Origin of the sequence: Oscillibacter ruminantium GH1 (genome assembly GCF_000307265.1) — a bacterium.
In the GTDB taxonomy this organism is placed as follows: domain Bacteria; phylum Bacillota; class Clostridia; order Oscillospirales; family Oscillospiraceae; genus Oscillibacter; species Oscillibacter ruminantium.
This window is the reverse complement of the sequence record NZ_DF158896.1, coordinates 513213-530203: the sequence shown is the minus strand read 5'-3', so window position 1 is coordinate 530203 and position 16991 is coordinate 513213. Positions and strand designations below refer to the sequence as shown.

The 16991-nt window shown below is 56.0% G+C and carries 16 protein-coding genes and 1 riboswitch; of the genes, 6 read left to right on the top strand and 10 right to left on the bottom strand.

What is annotated here, in order from left to right; translation table 11 throughout:
* Positions 1-32: 32 nt before the first annotated feature.
* From ON16_RS14875 to ON16_RS02580, 3 genes are read right to left on the bottom strand one after another with little or no spacing between them, the layout of a single operon-like run.
* Positions 33-581 (bottom strand): response regulator, encoded by a 549-nt coding sequence (locus ON16_RS14875; RefSeq protein ID WP_158441600.1) that lies wholly within the window; start codon positions 579-581, stop codon positions 33-35.
* On the bottom strand, positions 560-2548 hold the full coding sequence (locus ON16_RS14870) for a two-component system response regulator (RefSeq protein ID WP_051131484.1): 1989 nt from the start codon (positions 2546-2548) through the stop codon (positions 560-562). Before ON16_RS14870 ends, ON16_RS14875 begins: the two co-directional genes overlap by 22 nt.
* Before the next feature lie 17 nt (positions 2549-2565).
* Complete coding sequence (locus tag ON16_RS02580) at positions 2566-3105, bottom strand: phosphatase PAP2 family protein (protein WP_243441748.1); 540 nt, start codon at positions 3103-3105, stop codon at positions 2566-2568.
* A 403-nt stretch (positions 3106-3508) separates the two neighbouring features.
* Positions 3509-3677: riboswitch (Lysine riboswitch) on the top strand.
* 168 nt (positions 3678-3845) lie between these two features.
* Between ON16_RS02580 and ON16_RS02575 the strand changes: the two genes are divergently transcribed.
* From ON16_RS02575 to ON16_RS02565, 3 genes are read left to right on the top strand one after another with little or no spacing between them, the layout of a single operon-like run.
* Positions 3846-4742: a transporter substrate-binding domain-containing protein gene (locus ON16_RS02575; protein WP_040659130.1), complete on the top strand. Its 897-nt coding sequence runs from the start codon at positions 3846-3848 to the stop codon at positions 4740-4742.
* A gap of 53 nt (positions 4743-4795) precedes the next feature.
* Positions 4796-5695 (top strand): amino acid ABC transporter permease, encoded by a 900-nt coding sequence (locus ON16_RS02570; RefSeq protein WP_051131483.1) that lies wholly within the window; start codon positions 4796-4798, stop codon positions 5693-5695.
* A gap of 1 nt (position 5696) precedes the next feature.
* Positions 5697-6437, top strand: coding sequence for an amino acid ABC transporter ATP-binding protein (locus ON16_RS02565; protein WP_144032033.1), 741 nt, complete (start codon positions 5697-5699; stop codon positions 6435-6437).
* Positions 6438-6538: 101 nt separating this feature from the next.
* Here ON16_RS02565 and spoIID read toward each other — a convergent pair whose 3' ends face one another.
* The gene (gene spoIID / locus ON16_RS02560) at positions 6539-7552 is read right to left on the bottom strand and encodes a stage II sporulation protein D (RefSeq protein WP_040659126.1); all 1014 of its coding nucleotides are present in this window, start codon (positions 7550-7552) and stop codon (positions 6539-6541) included.
* A 332-nt stretch (positions 7553-7884) separates the two neighbouring features.
* Between spoIID and ON16_RS02550 the strand changes: the two genes are divergently transcribed.
* The 3 genes from ON16_RS02550 (at position 7885) to ON16_RS02540 (ending at position 12163) form a co-directional block, all read left to right on the top strand.
* Positions 7885-8718 (top strand): hypothetical protein, encoded by an 834-nt coding sequence (locus ON16_RS02550; protein ID WP_040659123.1) that lies wholly within the window; start codon positions 7885-7887, stop codon positions 8716-8718.
* Complete coding sequence (locus ON16_RS02545; RefSeq protein ID WP_040659121.1) at positions 8715-9413, top strand: anaerobic ribonucleoside-triphosphate reductase activating protein; 699 nt, start codon at positions 8715-8717, stop codon at positions 9411-9413. Before ON16_RS02550 ends, ON16_RS02545 begins: the two co-directional genes overlap by 4 nt.
* Positions 9414-9742: 329 nt before the next feature.
* Positions 9743-12163: a ribonucleoside triphosphate reductase gene (locus tag ON16_RS02540; protein WP_040659119.1), complete on the top strand. Its 2421-nt coding sequence runs from the start codon at positions 9743-9745 to the stop codon at positions 12161-12163.
* Positions 12164-12244: 81 nt separating this feature from the next.
* Here ON16_RS02540 and ON16_RS02535 read toward each other — a convergent pair whose 3' ends face one another.
* The 6 genes from ON16_RS02535 to ON16_RS02510 all read right to left on the bottom strand — a co-directional run bounded on the left by ON16_RS02535 (position 12245) and on the right by ON16_RS02510 (position 16864).
* Positions 12245-12481, bottom strand: a complete 237-nt coding sequence (locus tag ON16_RS02535; protein WP_040659117.1) for a hypothetical protein — start codon at positions 12479-12481, stop codon at positions 12245-12247.
* Between the two features lie 56 nt (positions 12482-12537).
* Positions 12538-12792, bottom strand: a complete 255-nt coding sequence (spoIIID, locus tag ON16_RS02530) for a sporulation transcriptional regulator SpoIIID (RefSeq protein ID WP_040659115.1) — start codon at positions 12790-12792, stop codon at positions 12538-12540.
* Between the two features lie 123 nt (positions 12793-12915).
* Positions 12916-13323: a VOC family protein gene (locus tag ON16_RS02525; RefSeq protein ID WP_040659113.1), complete on the bottom strand. Its 408-nt coding sequence runs from the start codon at positions 13321-13323 to the stop codon at positions 12916-12918.
* A gap of 323 nt (positions 13324-13646) precedes the next feature.
* A complete protein-coding gene (gene sigK / locus ON16_RS02520; RefSeq protein WP_040659111.1) occupies positions 13647-14339 on the bottom strand; it encodes an RNA polymerase sporulation sigma factor SigK in 693 nt (230 codons plus the stop codon).
* A 374-nt stretch (positions 14340-14713) separates the two neighbouring features.
* Entirely contained in the window at positions 14714-15292 is a 579-nt protein-coding gene (locus tag ON16_RS02515) for a CarD family transcriptional regulator (RefSeq protein WP_051131482.1), read from the bottom strand.
* 426 nt (positions 15293-15718) lie between these two features.
* Positions 15719-16864 carry a YkvI family membrane protein gene (locus ON16_RS02510; protein WP_051131481.1) on the bottom strand — a complete coding sequence of 382 codons (1146 nt, stop codon included), beginning with the start codon at positions 16862-16864 and terminating at the stop codon, positions 15719-15721.
* Positions 16865-16991: the final 127 nt, after the last annotated feature.

Here is a 16991-nt window from a genome sequence, read left to right as displayed (position 1 = left end):
TTGCCGCCGCGAGTTGCCGGGGGATTCCCCCATCAATTGTCTTTCACAAGTGCATCCAGCGTCTTTCGCAGATTTTCCGGATCATAGGGTTTGCGCACAAATCCGCTGGCCCCCATGCGAATGGTCTTTTCCTCGCTGTCCCGGCTCTCCGACTGGGACAGCACTAGCACCGGAATCCCCCGCAGCGACGGGTCCTGCGTCTTTTTCCGCAGAAACTCATATCCGTCCATAATGGGCATGATGATATCCAGCAGAACTGCGGCGATATGCTCCTCGCTATGTAACATATCCAGCCCCACTTTTCCGTTGGGCGCCTCTAAAATACTGTAGTCCTGCGAGAGGATTTTTCGCAGGACCAGCCGATTCACCTGATTGTCCTCCACAATCAGCACCTTGCGGCAGCTGCCGCAGCCCAGCGCCCGGGGTGGTGCTGCGGGCGCAGATACCGTCTCCTGAATGCGCTCCGCCGACAGCGTCAGCTTCAGCAGAGAAATGTCCCGGAACAGGGCCAAAAACAGCTTTCTGTTGTCCTTTCGCCCCATATAGCACACGCTGACCATCAAACTTTTCGTGCGGTCCACGTCCATATATCGCCGAACCACCAGTTCCTGCCGCTCTCCGGTCTGGGCGGCGGCGTCCAGCGCCTGTAAAAACAGAGGGCGATCCTCCCGGTGGCCAACTGGCTGCTGCGGAACAAAAGCTCCGGCGAGCTCTCCATCAGCCTGTAATAGGAGTCGTTCACACACAGGACCTCCGCCATGTCGCCGGACTGCTCATAGAGCGCCGCGGCATCCATCCGTCCCCGCATCATCCGGTCATAGGCCGTCACCGCGCCCCACACCTCGCCGGTGTCCGCGCTCCTGTCAAAAACCGGCGGCTTTTCGCGGACGGACGTATCCCGATAGTTTTCCAGAAGACGCAAAAACTCCCACTTGGGAATCGGGCGGGAAAAATAGTATCCCTGCACCCGGTCGCAGCCTATCGCACGCAGATAGTCAATCTGTGCCTGCGTCTCCACACCCTCAGCCACCACGCCCATTTCCAGCCATTTCGCCATCCGCAGAATACTGTTGACCACGCAGTTGGCGCGCTCGTCACTGCCCACACTCCGAACCAGGCTCATATCCAGCTTCAGCGTGGACACCGGCATATCCATCAGCATATTCAGGGAGGAATAGCCGCTTCCAAAATCGTCGATCAGCACGGCAAACCCCGCCGCGTTTAATTGCTTCGTCATATCCAGCAGCTGCTGGGGGTCATCCATATAGGCGCTCTCCGTCACTTCGATGCGGAAAGCGGAGGGACTCACGTCATACTTCTTTGCCAAAGACGTCAGCTGGTTGCACACATCCGTATTGTAGATGTCAAGTCTGGACATGTTGGCCGTGATCGTCAGATCCGGATAACCCTCCGCCTTGAACTCGGCCAGATACTGAAACACCTTTTCCCAGATATACTGATCCAGCCGTGTAATGAACCCGTTGCGCTCAAAAATAGGGATAAATTGATTGGGCGGGATCACCCCCCGCCCCGGATGAATCCAGCGCACCAGTGCCTCTGCCGATACCGGCGCATTGCCGGAGAGGCTGAAAATCGGCTGGAGATACGCCTGAAACTGCCCCTGCTCCAGAGCCTCATACATCTGGGAGACCACTTCCTGCTCCCACCGCAGACTCCGGCGCAGTTCCTCATCATAAAGTACCACGCTCTGGTCGCTCCGCCCGGAGATCGTCTCCTGCGCGATTTGGGCGCGGTCACAGATCTCGCCCACCGGAATCGTCAGATCGTCGATCTCATAAATACCGCAGCAGATATGCAACCCGTATTTCAGGTGCAGGCGGCGCATCAGCTCCGGCCCCAGCTGGCGGAACCGGCCCAGTTCCAACTCCTCCATGCGGCACAGCAGCACAAACCGATCTCCGCCCACACGGCCCACGCAATGGACGCCCTTCATCACGATCAGCCTCGCCGCCAGATTCCGCAGGAGTTGATCCCCCATCGTCCGTCCGAACAGGTCGTTAAACACCTTAAATCGGTCTACATTTAAAAAAACCATGGCCCATTGCTCGGGTCTTCTCTCCCGTTCCGACTGTTCCAGAATATCCCGGCATTTTTGTAAAAACGGCTCCCATTGCAAAACACCGGTCAGCATGTCGCAGTCCCGGTCAGACCAGACAAGACCCACCAGATTCTGAATTTGGTAAGAGATCAGATACGGTTCCTTGGGCTGCTGGACGAAAGCCACCGCGCCCAAAGACAATGCTTTCAGCTCATCCTCCGCCCCGCCCATGGCGATCACAGGGATGCCTACCAGTGACCGGTTCGTGTGAAGGAAGCCCATCACGTCAAACCCGCTGAAGTCAAACAAGCGGCACTGCAATACAATCGCCGCAAAATCCTGACGGCTGTGTAAAACATCCACCGCCATCTCTCCGTCAAATGCCGGTATCACATGGAACACGCTTTGCAGTACCTCGGTCATCTGTCGGCGGCGTTCGCCGTCTCCGTCCACCAGCAGGATCTTCTGCTTGCCCCGCGTGTTTTTCACGTCTCTCCCTCTTTCCGTTAGGACAAGACCCGTCCCGTTTTCTTTTCAATCCGTTTCACGATCCAGCTGGCTGCAAATCCCAATGCAGTTCCCAAAACCGCTCCGGCCAGCACATCGCTGGGCCAGTGAACGTACAGATATAGCCGGGAAAAGGCAATCAGTACCGCCAGAACAAAGGCCGGTTTTATGAGTGCGCTTCTTTCCGCCAGCAGCGCCCCCACCGCGGCGAAGGACGCCGCCGTGTGTCCGGATGGAAACGACCAGTCCGTTGGACGGGAAACCAGCAGCACGACCGCCTCATTCACATCGCAAGGACGCACCCGCGCCACCAACGGCTTGAGAATCCCGTTGCAGGAAAGGACGTCCAGCACCAGAGCCAGCATCAGCACGATGCCGGTCCGCCGGTGCCGCTTTATCATCAGCAGAATCACCGCCAATAAAATCCAAATTTCTCCGTGCGCGCACAGCGCGCTGATTGCCGGCATCACCGCGTCCAAAAACTCTGTCCGGCAGTTTGCCTGTATCCAATTCAAAACGCCAAGTTCAATCACTTCCACGCATGTACCCCATTCATCCGACCAGCGTAAACACCGCTTCGCCGGATCCTACCTTTCGTTCTCACTATACCATTTCCCTCCGGCTTTGAAAAGCATTTTTTAAAAATATAGCTGTTCCAACCAAAAACGAGTGAACGGATTGCGCGCATTTTTGCGCAGCGCACGGCGAAGGATGCAGACGGGCTGGCATCCGCCAAGGACTCCAACATCACAATGCAAAAAAAGCCACAGGCGTAAGGCTGCTTTTAATCGGAACAGCTATCGCTCCGCAGCAAAGAAAGGAGTCTGAATGTCTCATCTCCCCCGTTAAAAAAGTGTTGCACTTTGCACAAAAATGCAGAAAAACCTTGGGAGCGGAGTTGACAGAACCCATTTCCCGTGGTAGGATACGTAAAAATTGAATCGCTCAGATAGAGGCGCGAGGTTCATCAGTACCGCGGATTGACGGCAGGCAGCCGTCGCGGGAAAGGGAACATCGCCGAAGGGTTTTGGAGCTGCCTGCTCCGAAGTGCCTGGGCTGTCGGGGAATACCCGCCGGACTGTCACATTTTTTGTGAAGCGCTATCAATGGCTGAGAACGGATAATGACAATGGAACCGGGAGTACGGGTTCTGTTGTTTCCGCTGTTTCCATGAACCGCTTTACGCAAGCGGTTCATTTTTTTCGTCTTCCGCCGGAACAGCGCCGGCGGGAAACGGTCCTCTCCGCTGACCGATACGATTAGAAAGGAAGCAGTTTTCATGAAGAAGTTTTTAGCTCTTGCCATGGCTCTGGCCATGACCGCGTCTCTGGCCGCCTGCGGCGGCTCCGGTTCCGGGTCTGCGTCTTCGGCCGCCGGTTCATCCACTTCCGGCTCCGCCGCTCAGGGCGTTGCCTCCGGTGTGGAGGATGGCGTTCTGACTGTCGCCATGGAGTGCGGCTACGCACCCTATAACTGGTCCCAGCCCGACGATTCCAACGGGGCCGTTCCCATCAAAGACTCCAATGAATATGCCAACGGCTACGATGTGATGATGGCTCAAAAGCTGTGCGACGCCAACGGCTGGCAGCTGGAGATCGTCCGTCTGGACTGGGATTCCCTGATTCCCGCCGTCCAGTCCGGCACGGTGGACGCCGTTATCGCCGGTCAGTCCATGACCGCCGACCGCGCCCAGCAGGTGGATTTCGCGGGACCCTATCTATACGCCTCCATTATATGCCTCACGAAGGCCGACAGCGCTTTTGCCTCCGCCAAGGGTCTTAGTGACCTGAGCGGCGGCAGTGCTACCTCTCAGCTTGGCACCATCTGGTACGACACCTGCCTGCCCCAGATTGAGGGCGCGCAGATTCAGACCGCCGCAGAGTCCGCTCCCGCCATGCTGATGGCGCTTGAGACCGGCGCGGTGGACTTTGTATGCACCGACATGCCCACCGCACAGGGCGCTCTGGTGGCCTATCCAGACTTCAAGCTGCTGGATTTCTCCGGCTCCGACAACAATTTTGAAGTTTCCGACGAGGACGTGAACATCGGCATCTCCGTCATGAAGGGCAACACCGTTTTGAAGGACGCGCTGAATTCCGTCCTGTCCACCATGACTGCCGACGATTTCAACGATCTCATGGCGCAGGCCGTGGCGGTGCAGCCCATCGGCGGCTGAGGCATTTCCGCCTGCGCACATCCACTAAAATCTGAGGGAACGAGGAATATTTCATGGACTGGTCAAGATTTCCACAGCTGGCCGAGGACATTGCGGGCCTCTGGGCCAAATACGGCGTTGTCAATTACCTCAGCGGCATGGGCCGCACGCTGACGCTGGCAGTCGTCGCGACCCTGATCGGCTGCGCCATCGGCCTTGCCTGCGGCATATTGCAGACCATTCCCCACGTCAAAACCGACCCTCCCGCAAAGCGGTTCTTTCTGGCTGTGATCCGGGTGGTTCTGCGGATTTACATCGAGGTTTTCCGGGGCACGCCCATGATTTTGCAGGCGGTGTTCATTTTCTACGGCCTGCCCTACTTCACCAACAACACCGTCCGGTTTGACAGCATCTGGACGGTCTCCATTCTGGTGGTTTCCATTAATACCGGCGCATACATGGCCGAATCTGTCCGGGGCGGCATTCTCTCCATCGACCCCGGCCAGACAGAGGGGGCCAAGGCCATTGGCATGACCCATTTCCAGACCATGATGAGCGTGATTCTGCCGCAGGCACTGCGCAATATTATGCCTCAGATCGGCAACAACTTCATCATCAATATCAAAGACACTTCCGTTATGTTCATCATCGGCTTTACCGACTTCTTTGCCGCCCACAAGGCGGTGGCCGGGGCTACGTTCACCTACTTTCCCTCTGCCACCATTGAAATGGCGGGCTATCTCACCATGACGCTGATTGCATCCTTCCTGCTGCGGTGGATGGAAAAGCGGATGGATGGCTCTGACAGCTATGAACTGGTTCAGACCGACTCCCTGACCATGACCGCCGGAACCTACAACCACCCGGCCAAGGGCAGCAATTACGACGAGCACAGCAAAGAGTATCACACCAAGCAGAAACGGGCGGGCCGGAACCTTCGGAAGCACCGCCAAAATGACGGGGAGGAACGCTGAGATGGGTGAGATGATTTTGGAAATCCGGCACCTCGGCAAGTCCTTCGGCTCCCACGAGGTACTGCGGGATATTGACTTCACCGTGGCAAAAGGCGATGTGACCAGCATCATTGGGGCTTCCGGCTCCGGAAAATCCACGCTTTTGCGGTGCGTCAACCTACTGGAGACTCCCACCTCCGGCGAGATTCTCTACCACGGGAAGAACGTGGCGGATCGTGGCGTCAACGCCCCGGCCTACCGTTCCCATGTGGGGATGGTATTCCAGTCCTTTAATCTGTTCAGCAACATGACGGTTTTAAAAAACTGCATGGTGGGGCAGATGAAGGTGCTGAAAAAAAGTCAGGAGGAGGCCCGTGCCTCGGCGCTGAAATATCTGGATGACGTGGGCATGGGGCCTTATATCAACGCAAAGCCACGCCAGCTCTCCGGCGGGCAGAAGCAGCGGGTGGCCATTGCACGGGCGCTGGCCATGGACCCGGAGGTGCTGCTGTTCGACGAGCCGACCTCCGCGCTGGACCCCGAAATGGTGGGCGAGGTGCTTGCCGTCATGCAGAGCCTTGCTCAAGCAGGGATGACCATGCTGGTGGTGACCCACGAGATGGCCTTCGCTCGGGACGTCAGCAGCCATGTGGTCTACATGAATCAGGGCGTCATCTGTGAGGAGGGTGCGCCGAGTGAGGTCTTCGGCAATCCCCAAAAGCAGGAGACAAAGGACTTTCTCTCCCGGTTCCGCAGTGTTTGAACCGTCGAAAAGCAGTAAAAAATCCCGCCGCTGCCCCGAAAAGGGGCGGCGGCGGGATTCCTTTTATGGAAAGACATCCGCTTTTAGCCGTGTTCCATCGTTCAGCTCATTGCCTCCGGGATATACACCGCCACAGTGACGCCGGTGTAATAGTGGGTGATGATGTCCTTCCAGCCGCTGCCGTCCTTGGCCATCTGTTGTGCGCCATATTGGCTCATGCCCACGCCGTGGCCGTATCCGGTGACGAAAAAGACAATTTTTCCATCCTGAATCTCTGTTTCAAAGGTCGTGGAACGCAGCGAGAAGATGGTCCGCATCTGCGTCCCCCGGACGCTGACGCCGCCCACGGTAACGGAGTCCACATTCCCGTCCCCGCTGACCTTTCGCTCTCCAAACCAGCCGCTGACCCGTCCAGACAAATCCGCTTCGGGATACGCCGCCATGAACAGCTTTTTAAATTCCGCAAACGTAAACTCCACGCGGCTGTAATAATTGGGAACGCCCTCCCCCTCCGGACTGGAGACGCTTTGCAGATAGGGCAGGTCGCTGGTCCACACCTCGCCGGATTTTTTCGTCTGCCCCGCAGAGGAGGAATGGAACACCGCCAGAACCGGCACACCGTCGTACAAAATTGTCTGCCCATCGGTCAGCGAGACGGCGTTTTCCACCTTGGCCTCGTAATTTTCCGCGTTGTCTCCCCAGTTTTTGGTGGCAGTCTCTTTGTCCAGATACGCCTGACAGCAGGTGTGGTCCGTGCAAATATCGGCCAGATCACCATGGTTCCCGCCGGAGGCCATTTTATATAAGGTATACGTTCGCGCCGCCACCGCCTGCGCACACAGGGCCTGCTGCTCAAAAGAGGCGGGCATCTCCGCCCGCACCACGCCCTGCAAATATTCGCCCATGGTCATCGTCTCCACCTTGTCCCCCTTCAGGACCCGAATGGTGTAAGACCCGTCCGTCTCGCCCGGGGGCAACAGCTCAATCTTTGTCTCCTCTTTCGCCGCCGGCTCCTCCGCCGCCTCCCGGCGGACCACATGCGTCACCACCGTGGCCAGCGGCAGCAAAAAGAGCAGACACAGCAAGACAATTGAAACGCCCAGATACCGTTTCATTCCGTTTTTCCTTTCCCAAAGCAACTGTCAAAAGCGACCTCCGCACAGCGGCGGTCCGACAGCCTGTACATTTTTACGTCAGCGCTCACCGCGCCTTTTTTTCCAGCATATGCGCAACAGTCCAAAAACAGTCCTGTGCGAAAAGCGTCAAATCCTGTTGCAGACGTGATTATAGCATAAATTGTTTCAGCAGGCAACTTTGCCGCCTCTTCATGCTGCCGCCTTTCCAGCAGCGCCCCGGAGTAGACAAACCGGCAGGGCCGGAGTATAATGAATCCAAATTTGCAAAACCCGCCGGGCGCTTTGCGTTCCGGCTTCGGAGGCTGATCCATATGAAGAACACCACGGCTCTCACGGTTTTCACGGCAGTAGGCGGCGCAGCCGCCTTAATCCTGCGGCTGGCGCAGGAGCGCATCGGATTTTCGGCGGAAACCGGCCTGCTCGTCCCCGGAAGCCCCCTGACATGGCTGCTGCCCGTTTCTTTGATTGCTCTGGGTGCGGCGCTCTTTTTTTTGGCCCGCTGTCTGCCGTCCCGCCATCCCGATCCCCGTGCATTTGAGGATATCTTCTCCATACAGGGAAGCGCGACCCTTCTGCTCTGCGGGGTCGCCCTGCTGATCCTCTCCGGCGCGGTGGAGGTATTGTCCGTCCTCGCCGATTCTGCCGGTCCCCTGCCCGCCGGAGCGCTGCCGTCGGCGGTGCTTTTGCTTTCCGGCGGCCTGACAGCCCTTGCCGGACTCTGCCTTTTGCCCCATGTTCTATCCGCATCCAGAGGGCGGCGTTCCCGGGGACGCAGAACCGCACCCCCGGCTCTGCTGCTGCTTGCTCCGGCGGCAATGGTTTTCCGTCTGGTCCTTGTCTACCGGACCCGCTCTTCCAATCCGACACTGAGTGCATACGCTCTGGAGATTCTGGCCCTGAGCTTTGCCTCGCTGGCTTTTTTTCAACTGGCTTCCTTTGCGTTTGGAGACGGCAATCCGCGTGTCTTTTCCTTTCTGTCCGGTGGAACCGTTATCCTGTGCGCGGCGTCTTTGGCAGATGGTCTGGGCCTTGTTGAAAATGCACTTTTTGGCGGATGCGCCTTCTTCTTTCTGGGGCTTCTCTACTCTTTGCAGCCCCTTTCCGTCCGTCTGCGGGGCGACGCCTATGAGGAAGCGAAACGATGAACATCAACGGACTGCAAAAACTGGCCCTTGTGGACTTTCCAGGGAAAATGGCCGCCACGGTCTTTACCGGCGGGTGCAATCTCCGCTGTCCGTTCTGCCACAACGCCCTGCTGGTCACCACCCCGGCGGAGCAGCGGGAGCATTACGAGATGCGGGAGGTGCTGGATTTTCTTGCCTCTCGCAAAGGATTTTTAGACGGGGTAGTGCTCTCCGGCGGAGAACCGCTGATTCAGGATGGGATCGGGGAATTTGCCGCCGCCGTAAAGGCGCTGGGCTTTGCGGTGAAGCTGGACACCAACGGCTGCTTTCCAGACCGGCTCCGCGCCCTTTTGGACTCCGGTAATATCGACTATGTGGCAATGGACGTGAAAAACAGTCTTCCCAAATATTCGCTCACCGTGGGGATTCCCGGGTTTGACGCCGCCTGTGTGCGGGAGAGCGCGGCGTTCTTGCTGGAGGGACGGGTGGATTACGAGTTTCGCACCACGCTTGTCCGGGAATTTCATACCACTGCGGACCTGCTGGAAATTGCCCGCTGGCTGAAAGGCGCCAAGCGCTACTTTCTGCAAAACTTTGTGGATTCCGGCGGTCTGATTCAAAGCGGGCTGCACGGATTTTCCCCGCAGGAAATGCGGGACTTTGCCGCGTCTATCCGTCCGTTCTTGGCGGAAGTTTCGCTTCGGGGTGTGGATTGAGCGCGGCAGAAATCGATCTATTCTGCCGGATTTGCCGGATAAAAAGCGGGCTTTTCCTGATCCGCCAGTGCTTTCAAGGCAATGCACCGCATTTCACAGTTCACTAAATCTGGGATGCAATTGACATTTTCCATGAATTCTCCCACAAGATATAGGGATTCTTCTAATTGACAATTCAAAATTGCCCCGCTAGAATAAGAACGGAAGGATGCTGTGGCATCTTTCCGTTCTATCTGTATGTCCACCTGCAAAACGGAAGAAGACCCTGCTCTTCTTCCCGTTTTCGGCGTACAGGGGCAAATTTTGTACGGAGAGAGAGTGGGAGCAGCATGTATCGAGTTTTGAAACGGGACGGCAAAGTCGTGGACTTCAACCTGTCCAAAATCAGCGTGGCGATCACCAAGGCGTTTGACGCTATGGAGAAAACCTACAACACCGACATCATCGACCTACTGGCGCTGAAGGTCACCGCCGACTATCAGGACAAGATCAAAAACGGCGCAGTCTCCGTGGAACAGATTCAGGACAGTGTGGAAAACGTTCTGATCAAAACCGGATACAGCGATGTGGCCAAGGCGTACATCCTTTACCGCAAGCAGCGGGAGAAGATTCGCAATTTGGGCTCCACCGTGCTGGATTACAAGGAATTGGTGAACAACTACCTCCACATCAACGACTGGCGCGTGAAGGAAAATTCCACCGTCACCTATTCTGTGGGCGGCCTGATCCTCTCCAACTCCGGCGCCATCACCGCCAACTATTGGCTCAGCGAAATCTACGATCCCGAAATTGCGGAGGCCCACAAAAGCGGCGACATCCATATTCACGATCTTTCCATGCTGACGGGGTATTGCGCGGGTTGGAGCCTCAAGCAGCTGATTTCCGAGGGACTTGGCGGGATTCCCGGCAAGATCACCTCCTCCCCTGCCAGCCACCTTTCCACCCTTTGCAACCAGATGGTCAACTTTCTGGGCATCATGCAAAACGAGTGGGCCGGCGCACAGGCATTTTCTTCTTTTGATACCTACCTTTCCCCCTTTGTGCGGGTGGACAACCTCTCCCAGAGGGAAGTCAAGCAGTGCATCCAGTCCTTTGTATACGGCGTGAACACGCCGTCCCGCTGGGGCACGCAGGCCCCCTTTTCCAACATCACGCTGGATTGGACGGTCCCCAGAGATCTGGCGGATCAAAAGGCCATCGTGGGCGGAAAAGAGATGGATTTTACCTACGGGGACTGCAAAAAGGAAATGGACATGGTGAACAAGGCGTTCATCGAGATCATGATCGAGGGCGACGCCAACGGCCGGGGCTTCCAATACCCCATTCCGACCTACTCCATTACCAAGGACTTTGACTGGAGCGAAACAGAGAACAACAAGCTCCTGTTTGAAATGACCGCAAAATACGGTACGCCCTACTTCTCCAATTACATCAATTCCGACATGGAGCCGTCCGATGTGCGCAGCATGTGCTGCCGCCTGCGGCTGGATCTGCGGGAACTGCGCAAAAAGTCCGGCGGTTACTTTGGCGCCGGCGAATCCACCGGTTCAGTGGGCGTTGTGACCGTCAATCTGCCCCGCATCGCCTATCTTGCCAAAGATGAAGCGGACTTCTATCAGCGGCTGAACCGGATGATGGACATCTCCGCCCGCTCCCTGAAAACCAAGCGCACCGTGATTACCAAGCTGCTGGAGGCCGGACTGTATCCTTACACCCGGCATTATCTGGGCGGGTTTGACAATCACTTCTCCACCATCGGCCTGATTGGCATGAACGAGGTGGGGCTGAACGCCAACTGGCTGCGCAAGGATCTGACCCATTCGGAGACGCAGGCCTTCGCCAAAGACGTGCTCAACCACATGCGTGAGCGCCTGAGCGACTATCAAGAACAATACGGCGATCTTTACAATCTGGAGGCCACCCCTGCCGAATCCACCACCTATCGTCTGGCCAAGCACGATGTGGAACGGTACGATGGCATCGCCACCGCCGCAAAGCCCGGAGACGCGCCGTATTATACCAATTCCTCCCACCTGCCGGTGGGCTATACCGCCGACCTGTTCGACGCGCTGTCCATTCAGGACGAACTGCAAACGCTTTACACCTCCGGCACCGTGTTCCACGCCTTTTTGGGCGAAAAGCTGCCGGACTGGCAGTCGGCGGCAGCTTTGGTTCGGAAAATCGCGGAGAACTTCAAGCTGCCCTATTACACCCTCTCCCCTACCTACTCCATCTGCGCGGAGCACGGATATATTGCCGGGGAACACTTCACCTGCCCCAAATGCGGAAAGAACGCGGAGGTATACAGCCGCATCACCGGCTATTACCGTCCCGTGCAAAACTGGAACGACGGCAAGACGCAGGAATATAAGGATCGCAAGCTCTATGATCCGGGCATGTCCCATCTGGAAAGCAGCCGACCCGACGACCGCGCCCGCAGCGAGGCGCTGCCCGCGTCCACCAACTCTCCTTTGTCGTCTGTGGAGCCGGACTCCACGGCGCAGGCAATGCGGGATGCGGTGGAGGAGTTATTTTTGTTCACTACCAAGACCTGCCCCAACTGCAAAACCGCCAAAGCGGAACTGGAAAAGGCCGGATTGGTCTATACGATCATGGATGTGAGCGAGCATTTGGATCTGGTGCGTAAATACCGCATCATGCAGGCCCCCACCCTGCTGGTCCGCCGTGGCTCTCAGGTGGAGCTTGTCACCAGCGTCCCCAGCATCACCAAATACGCCGCCGCACTTTAATTGCAAAAAAGCCCGCCGTCGCATTGCGACGGCGGGTTTTCCTCTCTTGCGCGTAAGTCTTCTTCCCTGCATTTCACCGGTTCAATTCTCCTCGTCGGTATGGTCCACGGCAATCTTTTCCAGCAGCGTCTTGATTTCACTGAGCAGCTCATTCTGATAACTGAGCGCACAATGTATGTATTGCAGCGTGGTTTCCGTGGGCGCGGGGACATAGGACTGCGGAATGGGGTGCGGCCACCGGTGAACATCAGGCTCGCATATCTCCGCCACAGGTGCGGCGTTAGACTCAGTCCGCCGGCGGTTGGAACGGTTTGCCATAGTATATCCCTCCAATTTTTCAACTGTGTCATATTATGCGCGTTGTCCGATTCGCGTCACCGGTGTTCATGCAGGTATTTCTCCTTGGTAGCGATGCCGCCGCGGATATGGCGCTCTTGCTTATTCACATCCAGTACCTGTCTTGCCTGTGCCGCCAGCGCCGGGTTCATTCTGGGTAACCGCTCCGTAATATCTTTATGTACCGTAGATTTGGAGATCCCGAACTTTCCTGCGGCGGCGCGGACCGTCGCGCGGTTCTCTATGATGTACTGAGCCAGCTGCACAGCCCGCTCCTCCATGTTTCCCTTCAAAAAGCAACACTCCCCGCCTTGCGTTGCTCCATCCTATGCAGTAAATCGGGCGGTTATGTGCGCAACCCCCTTGTCCTATGGAGTTACTGCGCTTTCTACGCGGATCATCCCATTGTTCTGAATTCAGCAATCCGCCTGATCCCGGAATTCGATGATTGTCCCCTCCGGCGCTTTCACCTTAAACAGATTGCCGCCGTTGACCTGATACACAATCTGTCCATTATGCAAAATGAAATCCGTAATATTCTTTGCTTGCAGTGCACGGCACGCCGTCTCCACGTTTTCCACCCAAAAGCACAGATGCGCAAGCCCTGCGTGGCCGCTGTTGATCGGGTCAAATGTTTGATCGCCCTTGGGCGTTTGCAGCTCAATCGCAAAGCGGTCTTTTTGCAGCCATGTGTTATAGGCTCTGCCATGAAATCCCGCAGTTTCTTTCACAATTTTCATATCCAGCAGATCACAGTAAAAGCGCAGCGATTCCTCATACGTATTTGTTTGAATGCAAACGTGATGAAAGATGACTTCGGGCATGGCTTCTGTCCTCCAATAAATTGCGATTTTGCGCCCGATTCTTGCCATATAGTGAGGTTTGGTAAAAGAACGGGCGCATCTTTCCAAAAGAATTGTTTCAATATTATATTGCGCCATACCATGCATGTCAATTCCGTGAAAAGGCAGTATCCCCGTCCCCCATGCCTGCTTTCGATAGAGTCTTTGTTTCCCGCCTCGATATGGTTCTTTTGGCAAGCAGGGGCCGATTGTAGCTGTTCTAGGTTTCAATGGGTGCAGTCGATGCGGCGTCACGTTGAAACCCCGAAGTCTGCATCAAGATCAGGCTCCGGGGTTCATTTTTCTTACTTATTTCCTTTTTCAAACTCGTCTCGCAGCTTGGCAAGCGCCTTGGATTCCAACCTAGATACGTAGCTTCTGGAAATACCAAAGGACGACGCCACCTCCCGCTGCGTTAAAGGCACAGTCCCCCCCAGACCATACCGCAGGCGGATGATCTCCGCCTCCCGGGTAGTCAATGTCTCCGTCACAAGGCGGCGGATGCGCAGGGCGTTGTCCCGATCATGGATGTCATCCAGCATCGTGTCGTCCGCACCCACCACATCCATGAGCTGCAGGGCATTGCCCTCCTTGTCCGTATCAATGGAGTCGGCCAATGACACCTCACCCTGCAATTTTTTCTGGCTGCGGAAATACATCAGAATCTCATTTTCAATGCATCTGGCCGCATAGGTGGCAAGGCGCGCACCCTTCGACGCGTCAAAGGTTGATATGCCCTTAATCAGCCCAATCGTTCCAATGGAAAGCAGGTCCTCCTGATTGCTCTGCGAACAATAGTATTTTTTCACCACATGCGCTACCAGCCTCAAATTCCGCTCGATCAGCGTGTCCCGCGCCTTCATGTCCCCCTCCGCCATACGGTTGAGATATTCCCGTTCCTCTTCCGCCGTCAGAGGTTTTGGAAACGAACCGCCCCCATTCAGGCGCAGGGAAAACAGCAGCGTATTGGCGAACAGCAGAAGCGCCGCAGTCAGCATAAAGCCCCCTCCTTCCGCGGCGCGTATCCGGGCGCGCCGCAGCTGCCGCTTTCACGGCGAGCGGCCCGCCGATTCAAGAGGCATTGCCCCTCCCGCTATCCTATGCGGCGGCGGTAAGCTCCTATGAGCGCAGATTCTCACCTTGCCAATCACGCTTCACGGATTCCCGCGCAGTAAAAGGCCGCCCATCCCGGTACGGCTGCTTCCCCTTGCCCCCCGCTTTACAAAGAGGCGCACACTGTTTTTCAAAACAGTGTGCGCCTCGTCCATTTTAAAGTGTATTCAAAAGCCTTTTCAAGTCTGATTTATTCAGATAGTCGGATTGCTGCCCCGCAGCACCCGGTCTAACCCCCGCCATTCTGCGGCGGAAAATCTTACATGTTCCCGCAGTTCTCGGTTTCCTTGGCCGAAGCACGCGCGCCGCTGCCTGCCAACGACTTGCGTCCCTTCACCTTTGTGGCAATATAATCTGAAACCTGCTCCACCGTTATCTCCAGAGCGGCAGCCAGTTCGCCGTTCAAAAGCTGCTCCGCCTGCTTCATAAAATGCTCATCGACTGCGCCGAACTTCTTTTTCGTCTGCTCCACATATGTTTTCTTTTCATAGATGGACATGACAAGCTCCACCAGATCGGCACAATCATTGGAATCCAGCAGATTCTGATAGTGATTCCGCAAATCCTGCGTACTGCCGCCATAATAAGCCTGCGCCCGGATGGTTGGAATCAGTTCCACCAGCTGCTTTGCCTCTTCCTTCGTCAAAATGGGGCGGATGAATACCCGGGGATTATCCACCAGCGCGTAAATTGTCCCGTCCTGATACAGCGGACTGAGCACGTAATACAGCTTTTTCTTCTCTCCGGGCTTGGCCAGGCAGAAATCAGGCGTGGTAATATCCATCACCTTGCAGACTCCCGTTTTCCCGTAAATTACCAGAGCATCTTTTTGAAACATTTCTCCTCCGCTTCCCGTCGGCAGGCAGCCGTCTGCCGGAACACCCAGAAAAATAACGCCAGTTATTTTTCCGCCGTGCGTAGCGGCCGTCTTTTTGGCGGCAGGCGCACGGCTTGGAAATTGCTTTCCTCATCTCTTAAGAAAAGCGTGCCGGTCCAGCGGCCGAGTCATCGGCTGCTGAACCGCACATCTAACATTTACTATTCTAGCACATTTTTAAGGAAAATGTAAGGGATATTTTTAATTTTTAAAAATTTTACGTCTTATCCTTTCACTTTTCCATAAATGCCGTCTTCCCCCGGCAGAAACCAACCGTCCCGCCGCAGCATTTTGAGCGGCTCCCGGCGGCGGCCGACTCCCCTGCAAAAAAGCAAAAAAGTCCGCCGGGACCCGTAGGTTTCCGGCGAACTCTCAGCTCCTCGTTTTTTAGGCTTGGGAAATCGCGCCCATGCTTTTGTGCCCTTTTTTAGCAGGCTTTTGATTTAAACTGTGACCCACGGTCAGCTTGTTCCGCTTGTCAAAGAGGCAGCGGCCCAGCATCGTCAGCATCAGGATGATACCCATATAACCGCTGGCGGGATAGATTGTGTTGACCAGTACGCTGAAATCCGTCATGCCCAGCAGGAAGGCCAGCACAGCCAACACCAGCGCCGCAACCTTGAATCTTTTGGTCCCCTCCGGTCCAAAGCAGCTGGCCGTGCTCCACAGCATGGGGACCGCCGTGGTATAGACGCCGCAGATGATAATTACGGAGAAAATCACACCCACAACGCCGCCCAGCTGATTTGCCAGCACCAGCGTGGGAACTTCCCGTCCCACCACTGCCGAGAAATTGGCCATCAGCCCCAGATTCATGCACAGTACCGCCAAACCGAACAGCAAGCCTCCCAGCAGTCCGCCGTACAGCGCTTCCTTCTCGTTGTTCGCGCCCGCACCGATGCCCGCCGCAAAAATCAGGACGCAGATGGCGTTGAACGCGGGATAGAGAATGCTGGAGAAGAACCAGCCGCCGGCGGTCTTCGTCAGGTCCATCGTGGCGGCCATCTCATTGGCGGCCATCAGCGCGCCGGGGTTCCGGAAAAAGCTGATCAGGCCGATGGCCACAGAGAAAACGATGATGACAACCCCCATACTGCCCAGAATATCCGTCAGCTTTCGCAGACTCAAAATAACGGACAAAAACGCGATGACAGTCATTATGACGCGCCCGACATAGGGGTTGATGCCGTAATATTCCGCAAGCGTAGCCCCGGCTCCCGCGATCATAATGACAAAAATGCCAAACAGGAACACTTGGAAAATAATCTCAAACGCCCTGCCCATCGTGTTGCCGAAATAGTAGCGGACGATCGCTCCCGGATCTTTCAGTTCCAAAGCCCGGGCGTGCTTCATAATTGTGCCGCCCACCCAGCCAAAAACGCCCATGGTCACAAGACACCCAAGGATGCTGGCGATCCCCTGCGCTGTAAAAAACTGCATGATCTCCTGTCCCGTGGCGAAGCCGGAACCGATGGCGCAAGCCACATATGCCCCCGCGAATTTCACAACATTGGTCAGACTGACTTTCTTCATGGTGCTCCCTCCTATTTTTTTACTGCAAGATCAGCCATGCAGGTATTATCCTGCCTACTTGTATGGCGCGTTGCTGTGTTTGTATTCAATTTATCGGGGAAGTTCCGAAATCTTCAAAAAGTAACAA